Here is a 20,300-nt window from a genome sequence, read left to right on the forward strand (position 1 = left end):
CCTACTGTTATCACCAAACGGGTTATGTGGCAATTTAAAAAAATTTTGCATAGAATGAGCTAGCCAAATAATTATTCGTTTCTCATAATAATGAAATACATATTGCTAGGGATGAGTCGTTTATTATCGAATGCCATTGCTGCACACCGTCCAACAGGAATTGATCGTGTGGTTATGGCTTATTTAAGGCATTATGAAAATCATATAAACGGAGTAGTGCAATTTAAGTTAATTAATTGGAAACTTAATCTGCTTTTATCAAAAAATACAACCAGTCAAATTTTGCAATTAATTGATGCAAAGCCAAAATATTTTAGATTTAAAATTATTCTTTTGTTAATCAAGGAACGAATTACAAAAAAAGAAAAACAACAGTTAGCAGGAGGCGTTTTATTAAACATTGAGCCTGCTCGATATGATGGTCATCCCCACATAAGTAACCTCCCTGGTGTAATAAGCTTATTCATGGTTCATGATTTAATTCCTTTGCACTATCCGGAATATTGTTCACCTGGTCGAGCACAAGAATATTTAGATATGTTCGATTGTCTGATAGCCCATGCGCATGGCATTCTCACTAACTCTAAATCAACTTTAGAAGAGCTACAAAACTTTGCTTTATCTCAACGCAAACAACTACCTCCTGCCAGAGCTGTGCTCTTAGGTAGTGATCTTCACCTAAATTTTGCGAAACCTTCAAACGTCCCCCCTTTATCACAACCTTATTTTGTGATCCTTGGAACGATTGAACCAAGAAAAAATCATTTACTTTTATTACAAGTTTGGCGGCGTTTAGTGGAAGAGCTTCAAGAAAAAACACCGCGCTTAGTAATTATCGGTCAAAGAGGTTGGGAGCTTGAAAATATTGTCGACTATCTAGAAAGATGCGAGATTTTACGTGAATTTGTTATTGAAGTTCTTGTAAATGATAATGAATTAGTCAATTATTTATGTCATGCGCGAGCCCTATTGTTCCCAACTTTTGCAGAGGGTTATGGAATGCCCTTAGCTGAAGCGTTATCTTTAAAAGTACCTGTAATTGCAAGTAATCTCCAAGTTTTTAAAGAAATCGCCAGAGACATCCCCGAATATATTGATCCCTTAGATGGATTAACATGGTTAAACATGATCAAAGCTTATACTCATGAGAATAGCGAACAACGTTTATCTCAATTACAGCGATTATCTAACTATACGCCACCAACGTGGGCTGAGCATTTTGCAAAACTGGATGCATTTATGGAAAGTTTACTGCAATAGATTGGAAATAGTAATTTATACTAATTACCATGGACAGTATCCGCAGTACTTGTTAGCGCACAACCCGCGAAAATAGGTTAATTTTTTTTGAAAAGATAAATTCTTTCATAAATCCAATCCATGAATGATGCACATATAAATTGTTATAATATTCTGGGGCTATTTTCTTCAATTGAGCTGTTCTGGACCATGGAATGGCTGGAAAATCATGATGCTCAACATGATGTCCAAAATTAAAAGTAAGATAATTCAATGGCCCATAATAAGAATAAGTTTCCTGTTGTTTATGAGCGACATAATGCTCTGCGATAAAATGGGTTGCCAGGGGGTGAAGACTCATGCCAATTAGAGTAGATAGGATTAAAAAACTTAAAAACTTCCATCCAAACAAATAGGTCACTAAAATATCAAATAGTAATTGTAAAATAATATTACTTATCTCCCAAGAAGACATTTTTTGCGGCCATTTAATTATTGGACGAAGACTATAAGTAATTGGTTGAATGAGTAACCAAAGCAATTTGCCTTTTTTAGAATTAAATATTTTTGCTTCGGTTATTAAAGGAACGTCACCATCTTTTTTTCTATCGCCTAGATGTCTATGATGTAAATGGTGATATTTCTCAAAACTAATTGCTGCCGGAATTCCTAAAGGTAAATTAATTAAAAGAGCAAAAAAACGATTCGCCTTTTTTGATTTAAATGCCAAATTATGGGTTATTTCATGAATTGCGGTAAAGAGGGCGTGATTTATTGTGGCTCCTAGAAAATATAAAATAAATATCCACCAAAATAGGGTTATTGTTCTACACAAATAGGCCAGTATGAGCTGCAATGCTACTAAAAATAAGCTAATGTATATTGTTTTGGATTCGTGACCAAATAAATTTTTAACTTCAGGATATTTTAGTAATATTTCTTTACGACGTTGTCTATGAAAATCAGGTTCATTTACGAAAATAAATGATGAATTCTTATTTGGCATAGATTTCCAATTCCTTTTTTACATTAGGATCCAACAATATCTATATCTCTGTTGCTTGAGCCTGTATAATATATGCTAATTAATATAAGATTCAAAGCGATTTAAAATCGCATCAACGGGTCTTGAGGGAAGCAATTGAGACAACTTAATAAGTAGATGTAAAGGCCAGGGAAAGACGATAGATGCTTTATTTTTTAGTAAGCCTTTCTGGATAATTTGAGCTGCTTTCTCGCTTGATATTAAAAAGGGCTTCAAGCCAGTGAGCCGGTCAGACATATCTGTTTTAACATAACCAGGACAAATTACATTAACATGAATTTGATATCGGATAAGCCAGGCACGTAAGGATTGACCATATATATAAAGAGCTGCTTTACTGGCACAATAGCTTGGGGATTGAGGTAATCCTCGTAAGCCAGCAATGGAACCCATTATCGCTATTTGCCCTTTTTTTCTTTCTATCATTCTGGGAATCAATGGGTTAACAGTATGCATCGTTCCTTGCAAATTAATCGCAAGAACCTGATGAATATCTTCTTCTTTCTCGGGTTGCCAATTCGCTTGTAATGTTGAAGATACGCCCGCATTCGCGATAACCAAATCAATAGGCATTTTAGTATCAATATCGTGAATAAATTTTTTCAATAGCGCTTTATCTTGAACATCATGGCTTGCATAAATTGTATTTGCTCCTTTCTCTTGGCAACGTTGAGCCACATGAGTCAACTTTTTAAGATCTCTTGCAACTAAAATTAAATTTACATTTGTTGAAGCATACTGAATTGCTATTTGCTCCCCTATACCACGACTTGCACCAGTAATTAATATTGTTTTTTTATTCATTCAGCTTTAGCTCTATTTTTTGTTAGGGTATAGGTATTAAATATGAAATCCCATAAAGGACTTGTTACTCCAAAGCGTCTAGGAGGGGTACGATGATGATGTATTGCATGATTTCTACGTAAATAATAGATTAATTTGTTTTTTGACTTACTATGATGAAGCGCCCAATGCAAGTAGTCATAACAGAGATAGCTTAGCGTAAATCCGAAAAGGAAGCTAAATAAATTGTTTGATGTAAATACCTTAGAATAGATATATAAAAAAATCAAGCCAATGGGTAGACTCATTAACGGTGGTGCAACAAGTCGTAAAGGGTCATGAGGATCCTTATGATGAATTCCATGGATGATATAACTTATTTTGTTTGCCCACTTAGTATTTATAGGCAAATGAAAAATAAATCGATGCATTGTATATTCAATAAAAGTCCATAACAAAATACCCGAGAAAATTAAGATTAAAGAATGAATTGTTATTTTTATATGTAAAATACAATAAAATAACACTGGGATATATAGAAGTGCAGGTGTTATTGGATGAACAACAGAAAAGCGCTCTAGAAAGTTCGATTTAAATAATCTTATCCTTTTATAATCGTGCATGTTAAGTCCATAATATGCTTAAGAAGTAATCGTTACAAAAGTTAGAAAAGAAATCAATGGAAATTGAGTGAATTTAAATATCCATTTTAAGAGATTAAACTGAGTGTTTGAAAACGAGTCAACAAGATGACGGTTTTACAATTGTTTGTTATTATCTTTAATATTTATTAAATGACAATCAATTAGGACGTTACTACTTTTATTGTTATAAAAATCTGATCAATATGTTATATGCTTAATTGGACTTAATCATGATAAAAGAAAAATCACGGATCTGGCAAAAGACTTCAATGCTTCTTGGTAAGTTTTTCGCTAAATATAGTCCTTTTCCGGCGGGATTTTATACAATAAATTCGTTAATCTTAGCGGCAATCGCGGTTCTTTGCTCCTATTTCCATTGCTACGTTACCGCCATTTTGCTTTTTCTTTTAGCAGGTATTTTTGATGTAATTGATGGTTCGGTAGCAAGGGCACGGAATAAGGCATCGAATTTAGGGGCATTTGTTGATGGAACAATAGATCGATTTGTAGATTTTGCGATTATTTTTTCCTATTTTTTTTGCGACATTAAAGCATTTTATTTGAGCTTGGATCAATTAATCTGCATTACTTCTTTTGTAGTTATTTTACCTTCATTTATTGTGGCCTATGCCAACCATCGTGGAGCAGTATCTGATGATAATGAAACACTAATTTGGCGGGTTATGAATCGTGGAGAAATGCTTTTTTTTATGATAGGAATTTTGATTACTTCTTTATTTAGTTCTTATTGGGCAGGGATTTTATTGATCCTTTTAATTTCTTTATCGATGCTTACTATAATACAAACAATTTTTTTGACTATTTATTATGCACATAAACATAAATCGGCATGAATATGCCATAAGTAAGATACTCAGAATAGATCATTTAATAGGGTTAAGGTATGTTAGTGTTGGCTTTATTGGTAATTATTTATGGTGTTATTTCAACTTTTATTTTAATAATATCTAACCCGAAACAAAAAAAATTACGTTTCTTTTACATAATTATTAATTGCATCATCATTTTATGGGAAGCTGTTCCATTTTTTAAATCGATTCATTCAAATACGTTGCAAATTTTATATGATTGGTCTCCTTTATTATTCTTACCCATATTGCACAGAGAGACTGAAATCCTGACTTCTGCATTTAATAAAGCTAATTACGATGAACAGTTCATCCATTTTGAAAAGAAACATTTTACATGGGTTCTGAACTTTCATCATAATAATCGTGCAAATTCATTAATTCTTTCTGAGTTTTTGCATCTCTGTTATTTAAGTTTTTTTTTATTGCTTTATGGGGTACCGCTCTTTTTTTATCTTAAACATGACTTAGTAGCATTTTATGAGAGTCAATTTGTTATCTTATTATTGCTTTTTTCATGCTATATAACGCATAGCATTATTCCAGTTTATGGACCCCGTAATATTTTTGAAAAAATTAAAGATCATCGCAGCCAAGGTTTTTTCTTTAGATTGACGCATAAATTATTACAGAGTGGCTCGACTGCGGGTACAGCATTTCCAAGTGGCCATACAGGATTATCTTCTGCTGTTTTATTAACTACAGGACATTTACATACTTCGCTATTTTATTGGATTTTACCTTTGGGAATAGGATTGATAATTAGTACTATCTATGGAAGATTTCATTATGTCATTGACATGCTATTTGGATTTTTGTATGCATTGATTGCTTTTTTTATAGCAACATCATTAATCTCATTTTATTAATGGGTTTCAAATCCAGGAGCTCATAGAATAGTAGCGATTTAAAATACCTGAAAAAAATCACCTTATTACAACTATTTTCCATCATAGATAATAGCTTGAAGCATTTTTACCTTTAACTCAGCAATCCATGGCGTAAGACGGCCAAATGGGAGCTTACCTGATTCGAGTCTCTAAACGGTCTACTATTTACTATTCATGTACATTTACCATTTGTACAGGCCTCTCTTTTAACTTTCTTCTTTGAATCTTTTTTCTCAATAAATTTACAGTATTATAAATTTGCTCATCCGTATGGAGGCAATTCACAAATAATCTAACTCTTGCTAAATTTTTTTCTACTGCGGGATAGATAATCGGTAAAGCCAAAATCTGATTTTCTTTTAAGTAATGACTTAATTGTACTGCTGTTAAATCTTTACCCACAACAATGGGAATAATGGGAGTGTCATTACTTAATCCAGTTGGAATGTTTTCTTCTTTTAATAAAGACAATAAAAGAGTATGTCGATCGCGCAGCAAATCTACTCTATGAGGTTCCTTCTTCATGACTTCAATCGCAGCTAATGCGGCAGCAGTATTGGCAGGCGATATACCTGCTGAATAAACAAAACCTGCTGCAGTATACTTAAGATTTTCAATTAACTCATGAGTTCCGGCGATATACCCACCACAACTGGCGAATGATTTACTGAGCGTCCCCATCCAAATATCAACGTCTTTAGCATCTAAATGATAATATTCACGAATTCCTTTGCCGGTTTTCCCTAATACACCCATAGAGTGTGCTTCATCGATCATTAAAAAGGCATTAAATTGTTTTTTAATGGTGACAAGTTTGGGAACATCAGCAATATCTCCATCCATGCTAAAGATCCCTTCAGTTACAATTAATACTTTTCTATAGCGATCACGGTATTTTTCAAGAAAATTGGTAAGAAATTGATGATTATTGTGAGGAAAAGCAATACGTTCTGCTCCAGAAAAAATAGCAGCTTGGATAATACTGTTATGGGCGAGCTCATCATGAATAATCAAATCATTTTTGCCAAATAAATGAGTAATAATAGTAATGTTGGTTGAATATCCAGAAGGGAATATGAGGCAATCTTCCGCTCCAATTAAATCAGCAATAGCCTTTTCTAATTTACCATGCAGGGATTTTTCACCTGAAACTAAGCGACTGGCAGAAACAGAGGTTCCCCATTTTTTTACAGCAGTCATAACTGCTTCTGCAATTTCTGACTCCCCTGACAAACCTAAATAATTATATCCTGAATAATTAATATAAGGTTTTCCATCAATTACAGTAGTATTATTTGATATTCCCTCATTAACATTAAAATAAATACTTTTTAAATTCTTTATGAAATTATGATCCAAATTGAAGTCAGGATTTTGTTCTACGCTTTGCAACCCAAATGTTAATGGAGGATCAACCAGCCTAACTGGCTCTTTATTTTCTAAGGATTGTATTGTTGTATTGTTTTTAATCCATGGCAAATCTTCGGTAGAAAGGCTTTCTGATAAAAAAGTGATGAGTTGGTTCAACGTATATTGTTCAAATAAAGGTAACAATTCAAATTGTTTACCTATTTTAGCTTGTAAATCATTGGACAATTCAACTGCTGCAATTGAATTAACCCCCAGAGCAGTGATTGATTTTTCATAGTCACAATCAGATAAAGTCATATTGAGACGTCGCATTAACCACTCATTTAACCATTTTTTTATTCCAATTGAAGATGAGGTTAACGAAATAATGCTTGTTTGATTTTTAGAGTCTCTATGCCAATGAGCAATGCTTTTGAGCGTTTTATCAAGAAATGCTTTACGTGCAAGCCAACGTTGGATTTTTCCACTAGAGGTTTTCGGGAGGGTGTAAGGTTTTATTAAAACGATTGAATAAGGTATCAACCCAAATTGGTCTAAGAGAATTGCTTGAATATCAGAAAATAATGAATCAAGCTCAACTCGATTAATTGCTTCCCGTTTGATTTCTTGTAGCACAATTAATTCTCGCCTATTTTCCACTTTTACTACGAATGCAGCCGCACCTTGAGATTCAAATTGGGTATGACTCTGAGCAATCGCTTGCTCAATGTCTTGCGGATAATAATTCTTACCATGGATAATGAGCAAATCTTTGATTCGACCTGTTACATATAAATTGCCTTGGTTGATGAAACCAAGATCGCCTGTTCTTAAGTACGAGACATCTGGAGAATCAGGTAATTGATTTTCAAAAGTGGCTTTGGTGAGTTCTGGTTTATTCCAATAACCTTTTGCGATACTTGGACCACTCGCCCAGATTTCACCTATAGCCCCCTCAGGCAATTCATTGAAGGTATTAGGATCAACAATGCGAATAGAATGATCTTTGAGGCAATTACCACAATTTACTATATGCGTAATAGGATTATTGAATGGTTCTGATACAATGGATATCTTTCCTAATTCAAAATCCGATTTGATTAATTTTAATGAAGTATCAAAGATATTATATTGTTTTGCTGTTAGCATTAAGGTTGCTTCGGCAAGACCATAGCATGGATAGATTGTTTGTGGCGAGAGGCCTGCTATAGTAAATGTATTAATAAATTGCTGAACCGAATCAAATTGAATAGGTTCAGAACCATTGTATATGCAACGTAAACAGCTCAGATCTAATTGATTGATTTGAGCATTCGTGACTTTTTTTACACAGAAATCAAAAGCAAAATTAGGAACGCATGTGAGCGTAATTCGTTCTTGAGAAATAATCTCTAGCCAGCGTATGGGCGCATGTAAAAAGTAAGCAGGCGGCATTAAGATTAATTCAAATCTTTTATAGAGTGAAGTAAGTATGCATCCAATTAAACCCATATCATGATAAGGCGGTAACCATGAGCAAACTTTGTCGCGTTCGTTTTCTTTGGATGGGGTAAGACTAAGTATCCCTTGAATGTTTGCAACAAGATTTGAGTGACTGATTAATACACCCTTAGGTGTATTTGTAGATCCCGATGTATATTGCAAAAAAGCAATTTTGCTTTCTTTAATAGAAATAGGGCGATATTCACTAATGACTTTTTTGTCTATTGAATCAATGTTGATAACATTGTGATCAGTAAACTCAGGAGCAAGAGATTGATTCGTAATTACAAATTTTGCTTGTGAATCTTCAAGAATAGAAAGGACTCGGTTTTTATGCTGATTTCTTCTTGGTGGATAGACAGGAACAGCAATTACCCCCGCGTACAGGCATGCAAAAAAGGCTACAATGTAACTTAATCCCGGTGGTAATAAAATAACAGCGCGCTCATCATAATAAGAATCATATTGCTGTAATATATGAGATAATCGGCGTGCTTGTTGATCAAGCTCTTGATAAGTCAATAGTTCATAACCTTTTTGTGTCAAAAATTTAACAGCGGTACAATTGGGATAATCTTTTACATGGCTTTGTAGAGCATCAACGATTGAAATAAAATCTTGCATCGAGTTTTATCCATTTTATAAACTGCATTACATCTAGTATTTTTTTATTGTCCGGGTGATAATACTAGTTCCTATCTATTCAAAATCGTTATGATCCAACTCTACCTAAAATAATAGTGGGCTATCCATATATAAATCATTTGTTTATTCCTTGAAAAATCATATTAGGACCTATGATACGGCGAATAGGATCTAAAAGTAAACATTTGAATAGCTGTTAACTCGAGCCATACCGACGTAAAGCAAGAACCGCATTTAATCCTCCAAAAGCAAAAGAGGAGCATAATGCGTAATCAATTGGAAATTGATACGCTTGATTCGTAACTAAAGGGATATCACAATTCAGATCTTTTTCTATAAAATTTAGCGTAGGCGGAATGGTTTTATGTTTTATTGCTAAGGCAGTCGCTACTGTTTCTATAGCCCCTGTAGCGCCTAGTAAATGGCCATGTGCCCCCTTTGTTGAACTCACTAATAAATGCTCATCAGCATTAGGAAATAGTGTACGAATGGTTTTTGACTCAATTTCATCATTGATGAGGGTGCCAGTGCCATGCGCATTAATATAATGTATTGCTTCCGGGTTAATATGTGCATCTTGCAATGCACTTAAAATAGCTCGACACTGTCCTGCGGAGTTCGGTTTAGTCAGATGAGTTGCATCAGCGGACATTCCAAATCCGACGATTTCTGCGTAAATAGGTGCTCCACGACTTTGAGCGGAAATTAAGGACTCTAAAAACACCATTGCTCCTCCTTCACCTATAATCATTCCTGAGCGATTACCTGAAAAAGGCCTACACGTATCAGGGGAAACAACTTGTAATGCATTCCAGGCACGAAGATGTCCTTCTGTGAATGGTGCTTCACTACCTCCAGCGATTGCTTTGTTGACGACACCTTGGCGAATGAGCCAAAAAGCCTGACCAATGGCATGAGTTGAGGAAGAGCAAGCGGTAGAAATGGTATAGGTAGGTCCAGTGATTTGATATTTAGCTGTAATATGACTGGCTCCAGCATTAGCCATTACATTGGGAATAATATTGGGATTTGCACGGGGATTATTTTGACGAAAAAGACGCACATATCCAGCTTCTTCTGTGATTTTACCCCCCAAGCAGGATCCTGTAATAACTGCCGTACTATCATTTGCGATTTCATTAGGATCTATTTTTGCATCTTCTATGGCTTCCTGTGCAGAAATTAGCGCAAATTGTGAAAAGCGATCGAGCCAGGTCAATTCTTTAGGATGAAAGTAATCATCCATGTTTATATTTTTAACTTCAGCCCCTGCTGAAAATCGCATTCCACTGCAGTCTACTTGTTGTAGGGGTAAGATACCTGAATTACCCTGGCAAAGTGATCTCCAAAAATCTTTATGAGTATTTCCTAGCGCGGAAATGGCCCCTAATCCAGTGATCACAACTCGAACAGGTTTCATACTGCACTTATCTCTGTAGTTTGTTGCGTTTTGAGTAAGCTTTCAATTCCCATAACAATATCCTGAATGGTTTTTGCTTCTTTTGCTTTATCCGCGAGATCCAGATTAAATTCATCTTCCAAAGCAAAAACTAAACTAACTAGATCGAGCGAGTCTTCACAAAGCTCCTCAATAGGTAGTGTCAAATGGATGTTTTCAGGAGGTTTAGTTAGACTTTTTGCTATGATTTGGAAAACACGTTCTTGTATTTGCTGACTCATAAAAATCCTTATTGATACTAGGGTCTGTTGACAATTCTACTCTCTTGGCCAAAATGACATGATTTTATGCGCTCCGATGCTCACATACTTTGTGTATGCTGTGTTTCGGTGTCCTAAAATCACGCCATTTTGACTCAGTCTAGCGAATTGTCAACAGACCCTAAAATAACGTGAGTTCGATGTAAAAAGCATTTCAATGCTTTTACGTCACTAAACAAACGTTATCCCGATTTATACGGGATCCAGTTCTAAATAAAATCAGTTCGATATAAAAAATCATTTTATTTTTTATATCGAACTCACATTAAAATAAGCTTTAATAATTTAAATTGTCTAAATTAGCATGCATCACATAACGTATTAAGATTACATTCTATTGTTTAAATTGAAAAACTCAAAGCAAAAATGATTGAAATGATCTTACAACTTTCCTCATTTTATGCAAGCCACAACTTGCATAAAATGAGGAAAGAACGCATACTCAGTTTCTATTTTTAAATTAAAATGACATATTAATAAATGGAGATTTCATGTCGGTTGATGTGGTTTTATGTAAAAAGACAAAAGATTTTAACGACTTTTTAGAGGTTCCTTTTCAATTACATAACCACAATGCAAACTGGGTTCCGCCATTACACTATACCGTAAAACGCATTTTAGATAAAAAGAATCCATTTTATAAAAATGCTGAGATAAATCATTGGGTTGCCTACCATAAAAATAAGTCTGTTGGCAGAATTTCTTGTATTATTAATCAACTGCATAATACAATACATAATGAAAAAACTGCTTTTTGGGGTTTTTTTGAAACCGAAAATTCAAATAAAGTAACAAATGCTCTTTTTAAGCATGCTGAGCAGTGGGCTCTCGAGCAAGGGATGCGGGTTTTACGCGGCCCCATGAATCCTTCAATAAATTATGAATGTGGTTTACAAATTTCTGCTTTTGATACCAAGCCTTACATCATGATGCCTCAAAATCCTGAGTATTACATCAATTTAGTGGAGCAAGAAGGATATAAAAAAGCTAAAGATCTTCATGCATGGACTGCGAGTGTTAGCTCAAGTAAATTTGACCCTAAAAAAATACAGATTATAAAAAAAATATGTGACAAGTATGGCATTACAGTGAGAACAATCAATATGAAAGAGTTTAAAAATGAACTAAAATTGATTGTTAGAATTTATAATGATGCTTGGGCAAAAAATTGGGGTTATTTACCTTTAGATGCGGATGAGTTTTATTATTTGGCTAAAGAGTTAAAGTCTTCTCTTTTACCTAATTTTATTTTTATTGCTGAAGTAGCGGGAGAACCTTGTGGATTTTCAGTGGGACTTCCTGATCTTAATCAGGCATTAGTGCATGTGCGTGATGGTAAATTATTTCCTTTTAATTTCATAAAATTACTGTGGAATCTTAAAGTTAAAAAAATTGTTAATCAGGGCCGTATTCCATTATTAGGCGTAATGCAAAAATATCAACATCTTCCTGTTGGCGGGTTGCTTTATTATGAATATTTCCGAAAAATAAACCAGCTGAACTATCAACAGGGAGAGTTTTCATGGATATTAGAAGACAATCTTGCAATGCAAGCGGGGCTTGAGTTGATTAACGCAACACATTATAAAACATATAGGATTTATGAAAAAAGCTTATAGCTTCTCAATAAATTCAGAGCAGGTCACGGGAGATGGTGAATCTTGGCCAGAACGGACAGGTTCAACTTGAGCCAAACAGGACCGTTCTCAGATAGGAGTTGGCCTGTTACAATTCAGACAAATTAAATCACAGTTTATTTATTCCATAGGTTACCAATTTTGATTTTAAATAGGCATAAATGGATAATGCATTTCCCTTAAGTACTTCAGAAAAAAAGATTGGATTTTCGATTAAGAAACGATTGGTTTTATACAAGGATTTTTCAGAATTATAATAACCAGGCCAAGTTGTTGTAGCACCAAGATATCCGGCCTGCTTTACAGCATCAACTACTGCTGTATTATACCCTCCATAAGGATAGCAGAATGTTTCAATGGCAACTCCCAGCTCGTCTTCTAAATATTGTTTGGAGTCAGAAATTTCATACGGAAGATTTTTTCGATCAATCTGGTGCAGCTTGGGATGAGAAAAACTGTGTGAGCCGATTTCCATTCCTGCATCCAGTAGTGCTTTTCGGTGATTCTTTTGCATATTTTTATAGGGAATTGTATATCCTGTTTTTTGAACATTACTCCATTTTCTTTTTCCAGGGTGTACCCAGCGTGTTATTTCATCAAATCCTGGGACTACAAAAAAAGTGGCAACAAAACCATACTGATTTAATAAGGGTAACGCATTTTCATAATTATCCAATAAACCATCATCGAATGTTAATACTGCATTTTTCTTTGTTGAATCATAGTTTTCCTTAAACAAATCAGCGAGAGTAATGGTTGTATAAGATTGAGCTTTCAAGGCATCTAAATGCGCTATAAAGCGTCGCAAATCTAATGTTTCAGGTCCAATGCCACCAATGGAATGATAATAGAAAATAGGAATTCTTTTCTTCATTATTCGCTACCGTTCAAACAAATGGTTAAAGACCCGATTAAAATTACTTCTATCCTTATTTTCATGCATACATAATCCCATAGAACGTTTATTTCCAAGAATGATACTTTGCCATCCAGGCAATGAAGGAATTAGAATTCGTCGTATATCTTTTTTCTGTAAATGTCCACTAATCCAGACATCATCTTCAAAAAATGCCTCAGGTAAATTAGGAGGGTAATGAAAAATATCTTCTGAAAAGAATGTTGGCTTCACCAATACACCATTATATCCCAGGAGCACATCAACCAAAGCCATTTTTTGAGTTGCTTTATATTCGCAGCGAATCGAACCATGCATCACGGTTCCTGCTATTCCTAGCGCAGCATTAGAATCCAACTCTTCGTAATGCAATAGATCACGAATAAAGTGAGGTGGATAGATTCTATCGTCATCAATGATAATTAATTTTTTATTTTGTCCCGAAAAGAACTCTAAACAAGGCAATAATTTTGAAGCAGGACCGTAATCATATTCAATGTAGTGGATAAAAACGTTAGGGTATTTTTTAATAAAATTAGGGAGCTGAGAAATAGATTGATTTGCAAAACGTTTAAATCGTTTAGGGATCCACAACATAATTTTTTCGGGTTGTTGTGATTGTAACGCAATGGAGTTTAAAGTAGGCCATATTTTATTGATTCGTTTTGGGGTTGTAGTAAGCGAAACAATGACATTATTTTGGATGTTTGTATTACTGATCTGAGGTGTAATTTTTAAATGGCATCTTAAAAAATGAAAATAATTGATAAGTCGTGATATCAACGCAGCTTCCTTATAATTTTTTATCCTTCTGTTAGTGATATCCCTTGAGGATGAGAAGAAAACAATAATGTATAGTAAACAGATAAAGTTTGTTTCGCAATAAGCTCCCATTTAAATTTATTGAGTAATGGGTATGCATTGTTTCCTAATTCAGAACGTAATGCTTCATCATGAATAAGTTGGGTTATTCTTTTTATCATTTCATGTGTTGAAGAAACTAAAAAACCTGTTTTTCCTGAAGAGATTATGTCAGAAATTCCATTATTAGTATAAGCAACAGTTGGGACTTTGTGATAAATTGCTTCTAATATAACCATTCCAAATGCTTCGTGAGGGGAGGTTAAAACAAAAATATCGGTTTGCTGTATTAAATGAAATACGGCAATCCGTGATATATTTCCGGTAAAAAATAGATGTTCTGCAATTCCTAATTGATTGGCTATTCGTTGCAGTTTTTTGTTTTGTGGCCCATCCCCAACTATAAAAAATTTTAGTCTCTTATGTTTTTTAAGCAGTTCGTGAGCAATCAAGATAAAATCAATCACCTTTTTCTTGCCCGATAATCGAGATACGGTGGTAATGATGAGTTCATCAGATTTTTTAGCCACAGAGACAGACTTTTCTGCTCCATTTGGAGAAAATATATCAAACCCATTGGGAATATAGTAAGTGATTGCATTTTTTTTTAAAGATTTCATATTATCTACAACGGCATGGCTGACGCAAATCACATGCTTAACAAATATTGCGAAGCCTCTAATTAAATATTTGTCGTGATTTCTATATAGGGAGTGGCTTGTCAAAACATGAGGTTTTTTTATTTTTTTCGCCAGTAACAGAGCTTGTACTGCTAATATGGACCCTAAGCTATGGGCGTTTATAATATCAAATTGAGTAAAGAACTCGTTGTATTGGCGAGAAAAGCCTAAAAGCGTCATCCCCATCTGAGTATATGAAATCCGTTTAATTAATAGCGAACCTTTTCTCTCCTCTGATGGGTAATTTTTTCTTTTACGCGTTATAATGCATACCTGATGTCCAAGTGCTGCTAAGTTTCTTCCTAAAGCATCAACACAATACTCTACTCCGCCTATCTGAGGGAAATAGTTATCCGTAATTAATGCAATCTTTAATGATTGTGGCTGCATTAGAGTCACTCGTATATTTTGTATTTAAGATTATGAAATTATTTATTGATAATTTTCTAATTCATTTAAGTCCATTAATAATGAAGACCAGGGATTTGGATGTCTATTACGTTCATTCCATTTTTGCTTTAATGATTTTTTCTTTGTATTTGTTTTCTTCCATGAGCCATGAAAATGGTGTTTGGCGTACATGTTGATGTTAAATGGCCATATATTAGGGTAATTCAATGGAGGCATCCAGTAAATCTGCGATAGAATGTGAATATCTTTAGTATATTTTAATTGATAATAAAGACGAGTTAACATTCGTGGGCCTGTCATGTCTTCAATGTCCTCATTGTTTTGAATTTTAGTACCGTCCATTATTAAAGTGACAATATGATTAATTATTTTTTTTAAGAACCAATGTTTTGGTTCTGCAGCGAAGATACAGTTCGCCAACTGAAAAGGAAAGGAATAGCCTAATTTATGCTGATTTATATGAGTTAATTTTGCTTCAACACTTAGAAGCAGCCCATTAAACGGCATAAAACAGTCAAAGGATTTGTAGCATTCCATATCTATATCAGCATAAATTCCTCCATAATGAAAAACAATGAGATACCGAAAAAAATCTGCTTTTTGTACCCCTGTTTGCAGGCGACTATAGGGTATTACATATTCAGGGTAAAATTGGGTAATAAAATCTACACAGTTTAAATCATCATAAAAAGAATAAGAAAAGCTGGGATTATGTTGGCGCCAAGAATTTTGATAATCCTTTAATGGAGCGTCCATTGCAGCATTTTTCCATGTTTGATGAATATGTTTGGGTATCATATTAAACCCTCATCTTTATTGAGGATGATAATGATAAATGGAATTCCTTTGCGAAGACCAGTACCCTAATGGAAAATGATAAGATATCGAAAAAAATCAGCTTTTGCATCTCAGTTACCAATCGAACTCTCTAAAACTCGGACATAAACATTGCCTCAACCAAGTGCCTGGCAAATTTGATATCTGCAATTTTTACTCCCTTGTTTTTATCAATAATAACGTTTTTTACAAAAGCAACGCTTGTATTTGCAAGAAGTTTTAATTTTTTTAATCCAGTATATTCATTGAAGTATCTAAAACGAAATATACCGCCGAGTGAGCGAATTATAGAGTCATTATAAAGCAGATGTTTTGATGAACTAATATAAAAATCATGTAATGGAAGCAGATCAAAATGTCTTCCATAAAAACCGTAGCTTTCCTCAGAGTCCATCATCATTGAACCGATACGTCCAAAATTACTAAATAGAGGATAAAAAAGCATATCACTTTTTGATAGAAGGAAAAAATCAGCAAAAAGCTTTAAACAAGCACTATATGACTCCTGATTTTCAGGATAGGAAATATGCAAGATTGGATCATTGATTGTAAGTGCATCAACCCCCTTTTCTTTTAAATAATTTTTTGCTGAATCGGCATAAGCAGTGTTATCAGCAGTAACAAAAATTTTAAGATCAGAGCTGTTTACTGTAGCGATTTTCTCAAGAACTTTATCACAATATATTTTAAGATCATTCATGCTTAAACAGGGTACTTCATCTCTAATCACACCACTTCTGATCTGTAGTCCAACTAGACGTTTTTCGGGATAGGATAATAGAGATAAAGTCTGCGAAATTTTTTCAAGTAAGTTATCTTTTGGTATTAATATCTTCCTAAAAATCTCTTTATATGCTTCGCGTAGATCTGTTTTAAAATCACTCAATCGATGTTTGAAATGAGGATTCAAATAAAGGGCGTAATGAAAGCATTCATTGCCAATTACATGAGCCGTAGTATTTAATTCATTAAAATTGCTTTGAGCTAAAATCTCAGTATATCTATATTGGGTATCAAGATAATCAATGTCGTATTCTAGTGGGTTTGCAATCTCGTCGTATTTCGTTAAAAAAATTTCAGGCATAAAAGGTGCATCAAGAAAAAGCTCAACATCTAATGCCTTAGCAAGAACCATGGCTGATGCTAGACCAACAATACGATCGCCAAAACCAACTTGGATCTTTGAAAAATGGAAAATAATTTTTTTACACTTAAATTCATTCTTGAGAGTTGTCTCTTTTTTGCAATTAATTATCTGCTCATCTTTAAAAGAGAGGTAGCTACGATTTCTAGAGAAAACATTAGGAGATTTAAATTTTAAAATCCTACTGTATTTTTTCACTAGTGTATCAAGAGTCAATTCGTTAATTGAATGAACGCCAGGTTGAAGCTCTAATAACAATATGAAAATAATGTCTAAAGACTTTTTCAAAATAACAATACGAGACCTAGAAATTTTTCCATTAAACAAGAGAGTTATTCTGTCTTGAATTTCAGTATATGTCTCTGTTCCACTAAGAGTTAATTTAGAAGGAGAGTATTCAATAACAAGTGAGTCTTTATAATGTATGCTCTTATCATTTATTTTATAAGCATATTTTGAAAAATGAGACCTGTGATTCATCTTGAAAAAAATCTCCTATTCTTAACGTAAGTTGTAGTTAACTAGGATCTGTTGACAATTCAGTTCCCGCCTTCCGCGACTTGGAAGACGAATGTCAACAGGTCGATAGTTTTATTTAGAACTGGATTCCGTATAAAATGCTGCGCGCTTTACGGGATAGCGACATAAAATGCATTTCTATGCCTTTTATGTCAAACGCATGTTAATTAATAGGTGCATTATTACTGTTCACTCCACTTGGGCAATTTCGAACATCCGCTCTTTCTTTTCTACCTGCATTTTTATCCAGTCATACGTAGATTTAATACCCTTTAGTAATGATACACTTGGCTGCCAATTTAATTTTTGGGCAATAAGTTTATTATCAGAGTTTCTGCCGCGTACCCCTTCTGGGCCAGGAATATTTTGAATGTTTAATTTTTTTCCTGATAATTCAATAATCATTTTAGCCAAATGATTAATGGTTACCATTTCCTCAGAACCAATATTCACTGGCCCTTCAAAATTAGATCGCATCAACCGTAATGTACCCTCAACACATTCATCAATATATAAAAAAGAACGAGTTTGCTTTCCATCACCCCAAACTTCAATGGATTCATTATCCCTGGCGGTTGCAACTTTACGACACAATGCAGCAGGAGATTTCTCCCGCCCACCAGTCCAAGTTCCTTCTGGACCAAAAATATTATGATAACGAGCTATACGAACGTTAATTTGATAATTGCGAGCATATGCTAAGTATAATCGTTCACTAAATAATTTTTCCCAACCATACTCACTATCTGGTGCTGCTGGGTAGGCTGAATCCTCAGAACATTTTGGATTCAAGGGGTCTAACTGATTGTACTTAGGGTATATACATGCAGAGGATGAATAAAAAATTCTACCAACTCGCCTGTCTTTTGCGATATCCAACATGTTCAAGTTGATAGCCGCAGAATTGTGCAAAATATCTGCGTCATTATCTCCAGTAAATACAAATCCTGCTCCACCCATATCAGCCGCCAATTGATAGACTTCATCAAAGGGAGTATCTAATATTTTTTTACATACTAGAGGATCGCGTAAATCGCCAATGACAAATTCATCAGCTTTAGTTTTTGAAAATTCCGGGCTTTTTAAATCTACTCCACGAACAAAAAAACCTTCTTTTTTCAAACGGTTAACCAGATGGCTCCCTATAAATCCCCCTGCACCACAAACCAGTGCTTTTTTCATAACTTGTCCCTTTTTTATAGTCCTTTTTATAAAAGTCAAATCAACTCTATCAGTTTTCTTAAAGTGTCTGTTATGGGCTTATTTTTTCTCTGAAGAAATGATGTTTCCTCCTAATGCTTTATAAAGATTGATTTGAGTCATTTGAAGTCGAACGGTATTTTGCAGGTAAGCAAGCTCTATACGACTTAATTCTTCTTCTGCGCGAAGTACTGTATTAAAATCAGAATAAGATTTTTGATAAACATCTTTCGCTAGTTTTAAAGCAAGTCTCTTTTGTTCCACTGCTCGCTTAAGATGAATGGCGCTTTCTTTGTAATGTTGAAGATAATCATATTGAGTTTCAACCTCATGCAAGGCACGCATCACAGCGAGTTGATATTGTATGACTATAATGGCTTTTTCACGTTTACGTAATTCAATGGTATTGAATAAAGCGGCATTGAATATGGGAGCTGTAAAAGTTCCATAGAAAGTAGATTCAGGATTTTGGACGGTAAGAAGATTACGTGCAGTAAGAATGCTGCCTGCGATGGTTTGAGTTTGCCATCCTAACAACCATCCTATGGTCACTTGAGGTAATAAGTTTGCCATTGTAGCCCGAATATTTGCATGAGCCACAGCTACTCGCCGTTCGGCGGCTCTAATATCGGGTCGTCGCTGTAAAAGCTCGGCAGGAAGTCCTAAATTAATATTTTGATTGATTTGAGGAATTGGCTTAAGGGGTAATAATTTCTTTGCCAATACTCCAGGATTATTCCCCGTTAATAGTTCAATTTTATGCAATAGGGTTGTAGTTAATGCTTTATTCTGTTCTAACTCAACCAGTTGAGTTTCAATTAATCCATCTTGTTGTGCAAAATTCAAATAATTAGCAAACCCTTCTTTATAACGTGATTTGATAAATTGAAGTATTTGTTTATTACCTGAAATATTATTGTTCAATACGATGTTTCTTGCTTGTGCTTCACGTAACTCCAAGTAAGAGGAAGCAATTTCTGCATATAAATTAATTAATGCAAAATCAAGCTCTTCTTGTTCCACTTGTAAATTTGCTTTAGCCATTTCTTTTAGTTGACGGTTTTTGCCAAAAATATCAGGATCTAAATTACCTGTTAACGCGATAAGTTGATTGATATCAAATCCTGTTCCAGTTGGAGGAGAGGCACCAAGTGTCGCTGTGGGAAATAATTGGGCCATTGCTATAGCATATTGGGCCCGTGCTGCACTTACCCGAGTTTGTGCAGCTTTTAAATTTAAATTATAGACTGCTTGTTGTTCAATTAAATCATTTAATATGGGATCATGAAAATTACGCCACCAAGCCTCTTCATTTTTTACTAAAGACACATGTTGAACTTTATTGCTCCAGTTGGAGGGTACAGGAGCAGTAGGAGGAACATATTTGGGGCCAATAGAGCATCCTGTCAGAAAAAGAACAACTAATGCGAAATAATAGAAATAGTTCATG

General features: G+C 34.4%; 17 protein-coding genes. 4 read left to right on the plus strand and 13 right to left on the minus strand.

Translation table 11 applies throughout. The features are described 5' to 3' along the window. Positions 1-111 precede the first annotated feature (111 nt). Positions 112-1,260: a glycosyltransferase family 4 protein gene (locus Lgra_RS07760; protein WP_162264316.1), complete on the plus strand. Its 1,149-nt coding sequence runs from the start codon at positions 112-114 to the stop codon at positions 1,258-1,260. Positions 1,261-1,312: 52 nt separating this feature from the next. Here Lgra_RS07760 and Lgra_RS07765 read toward each other — a convergent pair whose 3' ends face one another. From Lgra_RS07765 to Lgra_RS07775, 3 genes are all read right to left on the minus strand, one after another. Further along, positions 1,313-2,245, minus strand: a complete 933-nt coding sequence (locus Lgra_RS07765; protein WP_058498678.1) for a fatty acid desaturase — start codon at positions 2,243-2,245, stop codon at positions 1,313-1,315. 75 nt (positions 2,246-2,320) lie between these two features. Next, positions 2,321-3,088 (minus strand): SDR family NAD(P)-dependent oxidoreductase, encoded by a 768-nt coding sequence (locus tag Lgra_RS07770; protein WP_058498679.1) that lies wholly within the window; start codon positions 3,086-3,088, stop codon positions 2,321-2,323. Next, positions 3,085-3,690 (minus strand): sterol desaturase family protein, encoded by a 606-nt coding sequence (locus Lgra_RS07775; RefSeq protein WP_058498680.1) that lies wholly within the window; start codon positions 3,688-3,690, stop codon positions 3,085-3,087. Before Lgra_RS07775 ends, Lgra_RS07770 begins: the two co-directional genes overlap by 4 nt. A 251-nt stretch (positions 3,691-3,941) precedes the next feature. On the opposite strand from Lgra_RS07775, the gene Lgra_RS07780 reads away from it, so the two are divergent. Both Lgra_RS07780 and Lgra_RS07785 read left to right on the plus strand, forming a co-directional pair. Continuing rightward, a complete protein-coding gene (locus Lgra_RS07780; RefSeq protein WP_058498681.1) occupies positions 3,942-4,565 on the plus strand; it encodes a CDP-alcohol phosphatidyltransferase family protein in 624 nt (207 codons plus the stop codon). 50 nt (positions 4,566-4,615) lie between these two features. After that, positions 4,616-5,449, plus strand: a complete 834-nt coding sequence (locus tag Lgra_RS07785) for a phosphatase PAP2 family protein (RefSeq protein ID WP_058498682.1) — start codon at positions 4,616-4,618, stop codon at positions 5,447-5,449. 189 nt (positions 5,450-5,638) lie between these two features. Here Lgra_RS07785 and Lgra_RS07790 read toward each other — a convergent pair whose 3' ends face one another. From Lgra_RS07790 to Lgra_RS07800, 3 genes are all read right to left on the minus strand, one after another. Beyond that, positions 5,639-8,926 carry an aminotransferase class I/II-fold pyridoxal phosphate-dependent enzyme gene (locus Lgra_RS07790; RefSeq protein ID WP_058498683.1) on the minus strand — a complete coding sequence of 1,096 codons (3,288 nt, stop codon included), beginning with the start codon at positions 8,924-8,926 and terminating at the stop codon, positions 5,639-5,641. 217 nt (positions 8,927-9,143) lie between these two features. Then, positions 9,144-10,367 carry a beta-ketoacyl-[acyl-carrier-protein] synthase family protein gene (locus Lgra_RS07795; RefSeq protein ID WP_058498684.1) on the minus strand — a complete coding sequence of 408 codons (1,224 nt, stop codon included), beginning with the start codon at positions 10,365-10,367 and terminating at the stop codon, positions 9,144-9,146. Continuing rightward, a complete protein-coding gene (locus tag Lgra_RS07800; protein ID WP_058498685.1) occupies positions 10,364-10,627 on the minus strand; it encodes a phosphopantetheine-binding protein in 264 nt (87 codons plus the stop codon). The genes Lgra_RS07795 and Lgra_RS07800 overlap by 4 nt, the downstream gene beginning before the upstream one ends. Before the next feature lie 530 nt (positions 10,628-11,157). On the opposite strand from Lgra_RS07800, the gene Lgra_RS07805 reads away from it, so the two are divergent. Continuing rightward, the gene (locus Lgra_RS07805; protein WP_058498686.1) at positions 11,158-12,285 is read left to right on the plus strand and encodes a hypothetical protein; all 1,128 of its coding nucleotides are present in this window, start codon (positions 11,158-11,160) and stop codon (positions 12,283-12,285) included. A gap of 127 nt (positions 12,286-12,412) precedes the next feature. On the opposite strand, the gene Lgra_RS07810 is transcribed toward Lgra_RS07805, so the two are convergent. From Lgra_RS07810 to Lgra_RS07840, 7 genes are all read right to left on the minus strand, one after another. Next, complete coding sequence (locus Lgra_RS07810) at positions 12,413-13,177, minus strand: polysaccharide deacetylase family protein (protein WP_058498687.1); 765 nt, start codon at positions 13,175-13,177, stop codon at positions 12,413-12,415. Between the two features lie 6 nt (positions 13,178-13,183). Continuing rightward, positions 13,184-13,981, minus strand: a complete 798-nt coding sequence (locus Lgra_RS07815) for a glycosyltransferase family 2 protein (protein ID WP_058498688.1) — start codon at positions 13,979-13,981, stop codon at positions 13,184-13,186. 20 nt (positions 13,982-14,001) lie between these two features. Continuing rightward, positions 14,002-15,129 carry a glycosyltransferase family 4 protein gene (locus Lgra_RS07820; RefSeq protein ID WP_058498689.1) on the minus strand — a complete coding sequence of 376 codons (1,128 nt, stop codon included), beginning with the start codon at positions 15,127-15,129 and terminating at the stop codon, positions 14,002-14,004. A 42-nt stretch (positions 15,130-15,171) separates the two neighbouring features. Then, a complete protein-coding gene (locus Lgra_RS07825; RefSeq protein ID WP_058498690.1) occupies positions 15,172-15,948 on the minus strand; it encodes a glycosyltransferase family 32 protein in 777 nt (258 codons plus the stop codon). A gap of 130 nt (positions 15,949-16,078) precedes the next feature. After that, a complete protein-coding gene (locus Lgra_RS07830; RefSeq protein WP_058498691.1) occupies positions 16,079-17,611 on the minus strand; it encodes an O-fucosyltransferase family protein in 1,533 nt (510 codons plus the stop codon). Between the two features lie 228 nt (positions 17,612-17,839). Continuing rightward, positions 17,840-18,832 carry an NAD-dependent epimerase/dehydratase family protein gene (locus Lgra_RS07835; RefSeq protein WP_058498692.1) on the minus strand — a complete coding sequence of 331 codons (993 nt, stop codon included), beginning with the start codon at positions 18,830-18,832 and terminating at the stop codon, positions 17,840-17,842. A 78-nt stretch (positions 18,833-18,910) separates the two neighbouring features. Next, complete coding sequence (locus Lgra_RS07840; protein ID WP_162264317.1) at positions 18,911-20,299, minus strand: efflux transporter outer membrane subunit; 1,389 nt, start codon at positions 20,297-20,299, stop codon at positions 18,911-18,913. Position 20,300: the final 1 nt, after the last annotated feature.

Origin of the sequence: Legionella gratiana (genome assembly GCF_001467695.1) — a bacterium.
Taxonomy (GTDB): domain Bacteria; phylum Pseudomonadota; class Gammaproteobacteria; order Legionellales; family Legionellaceae; genus Legionella; species Legionella gratiana.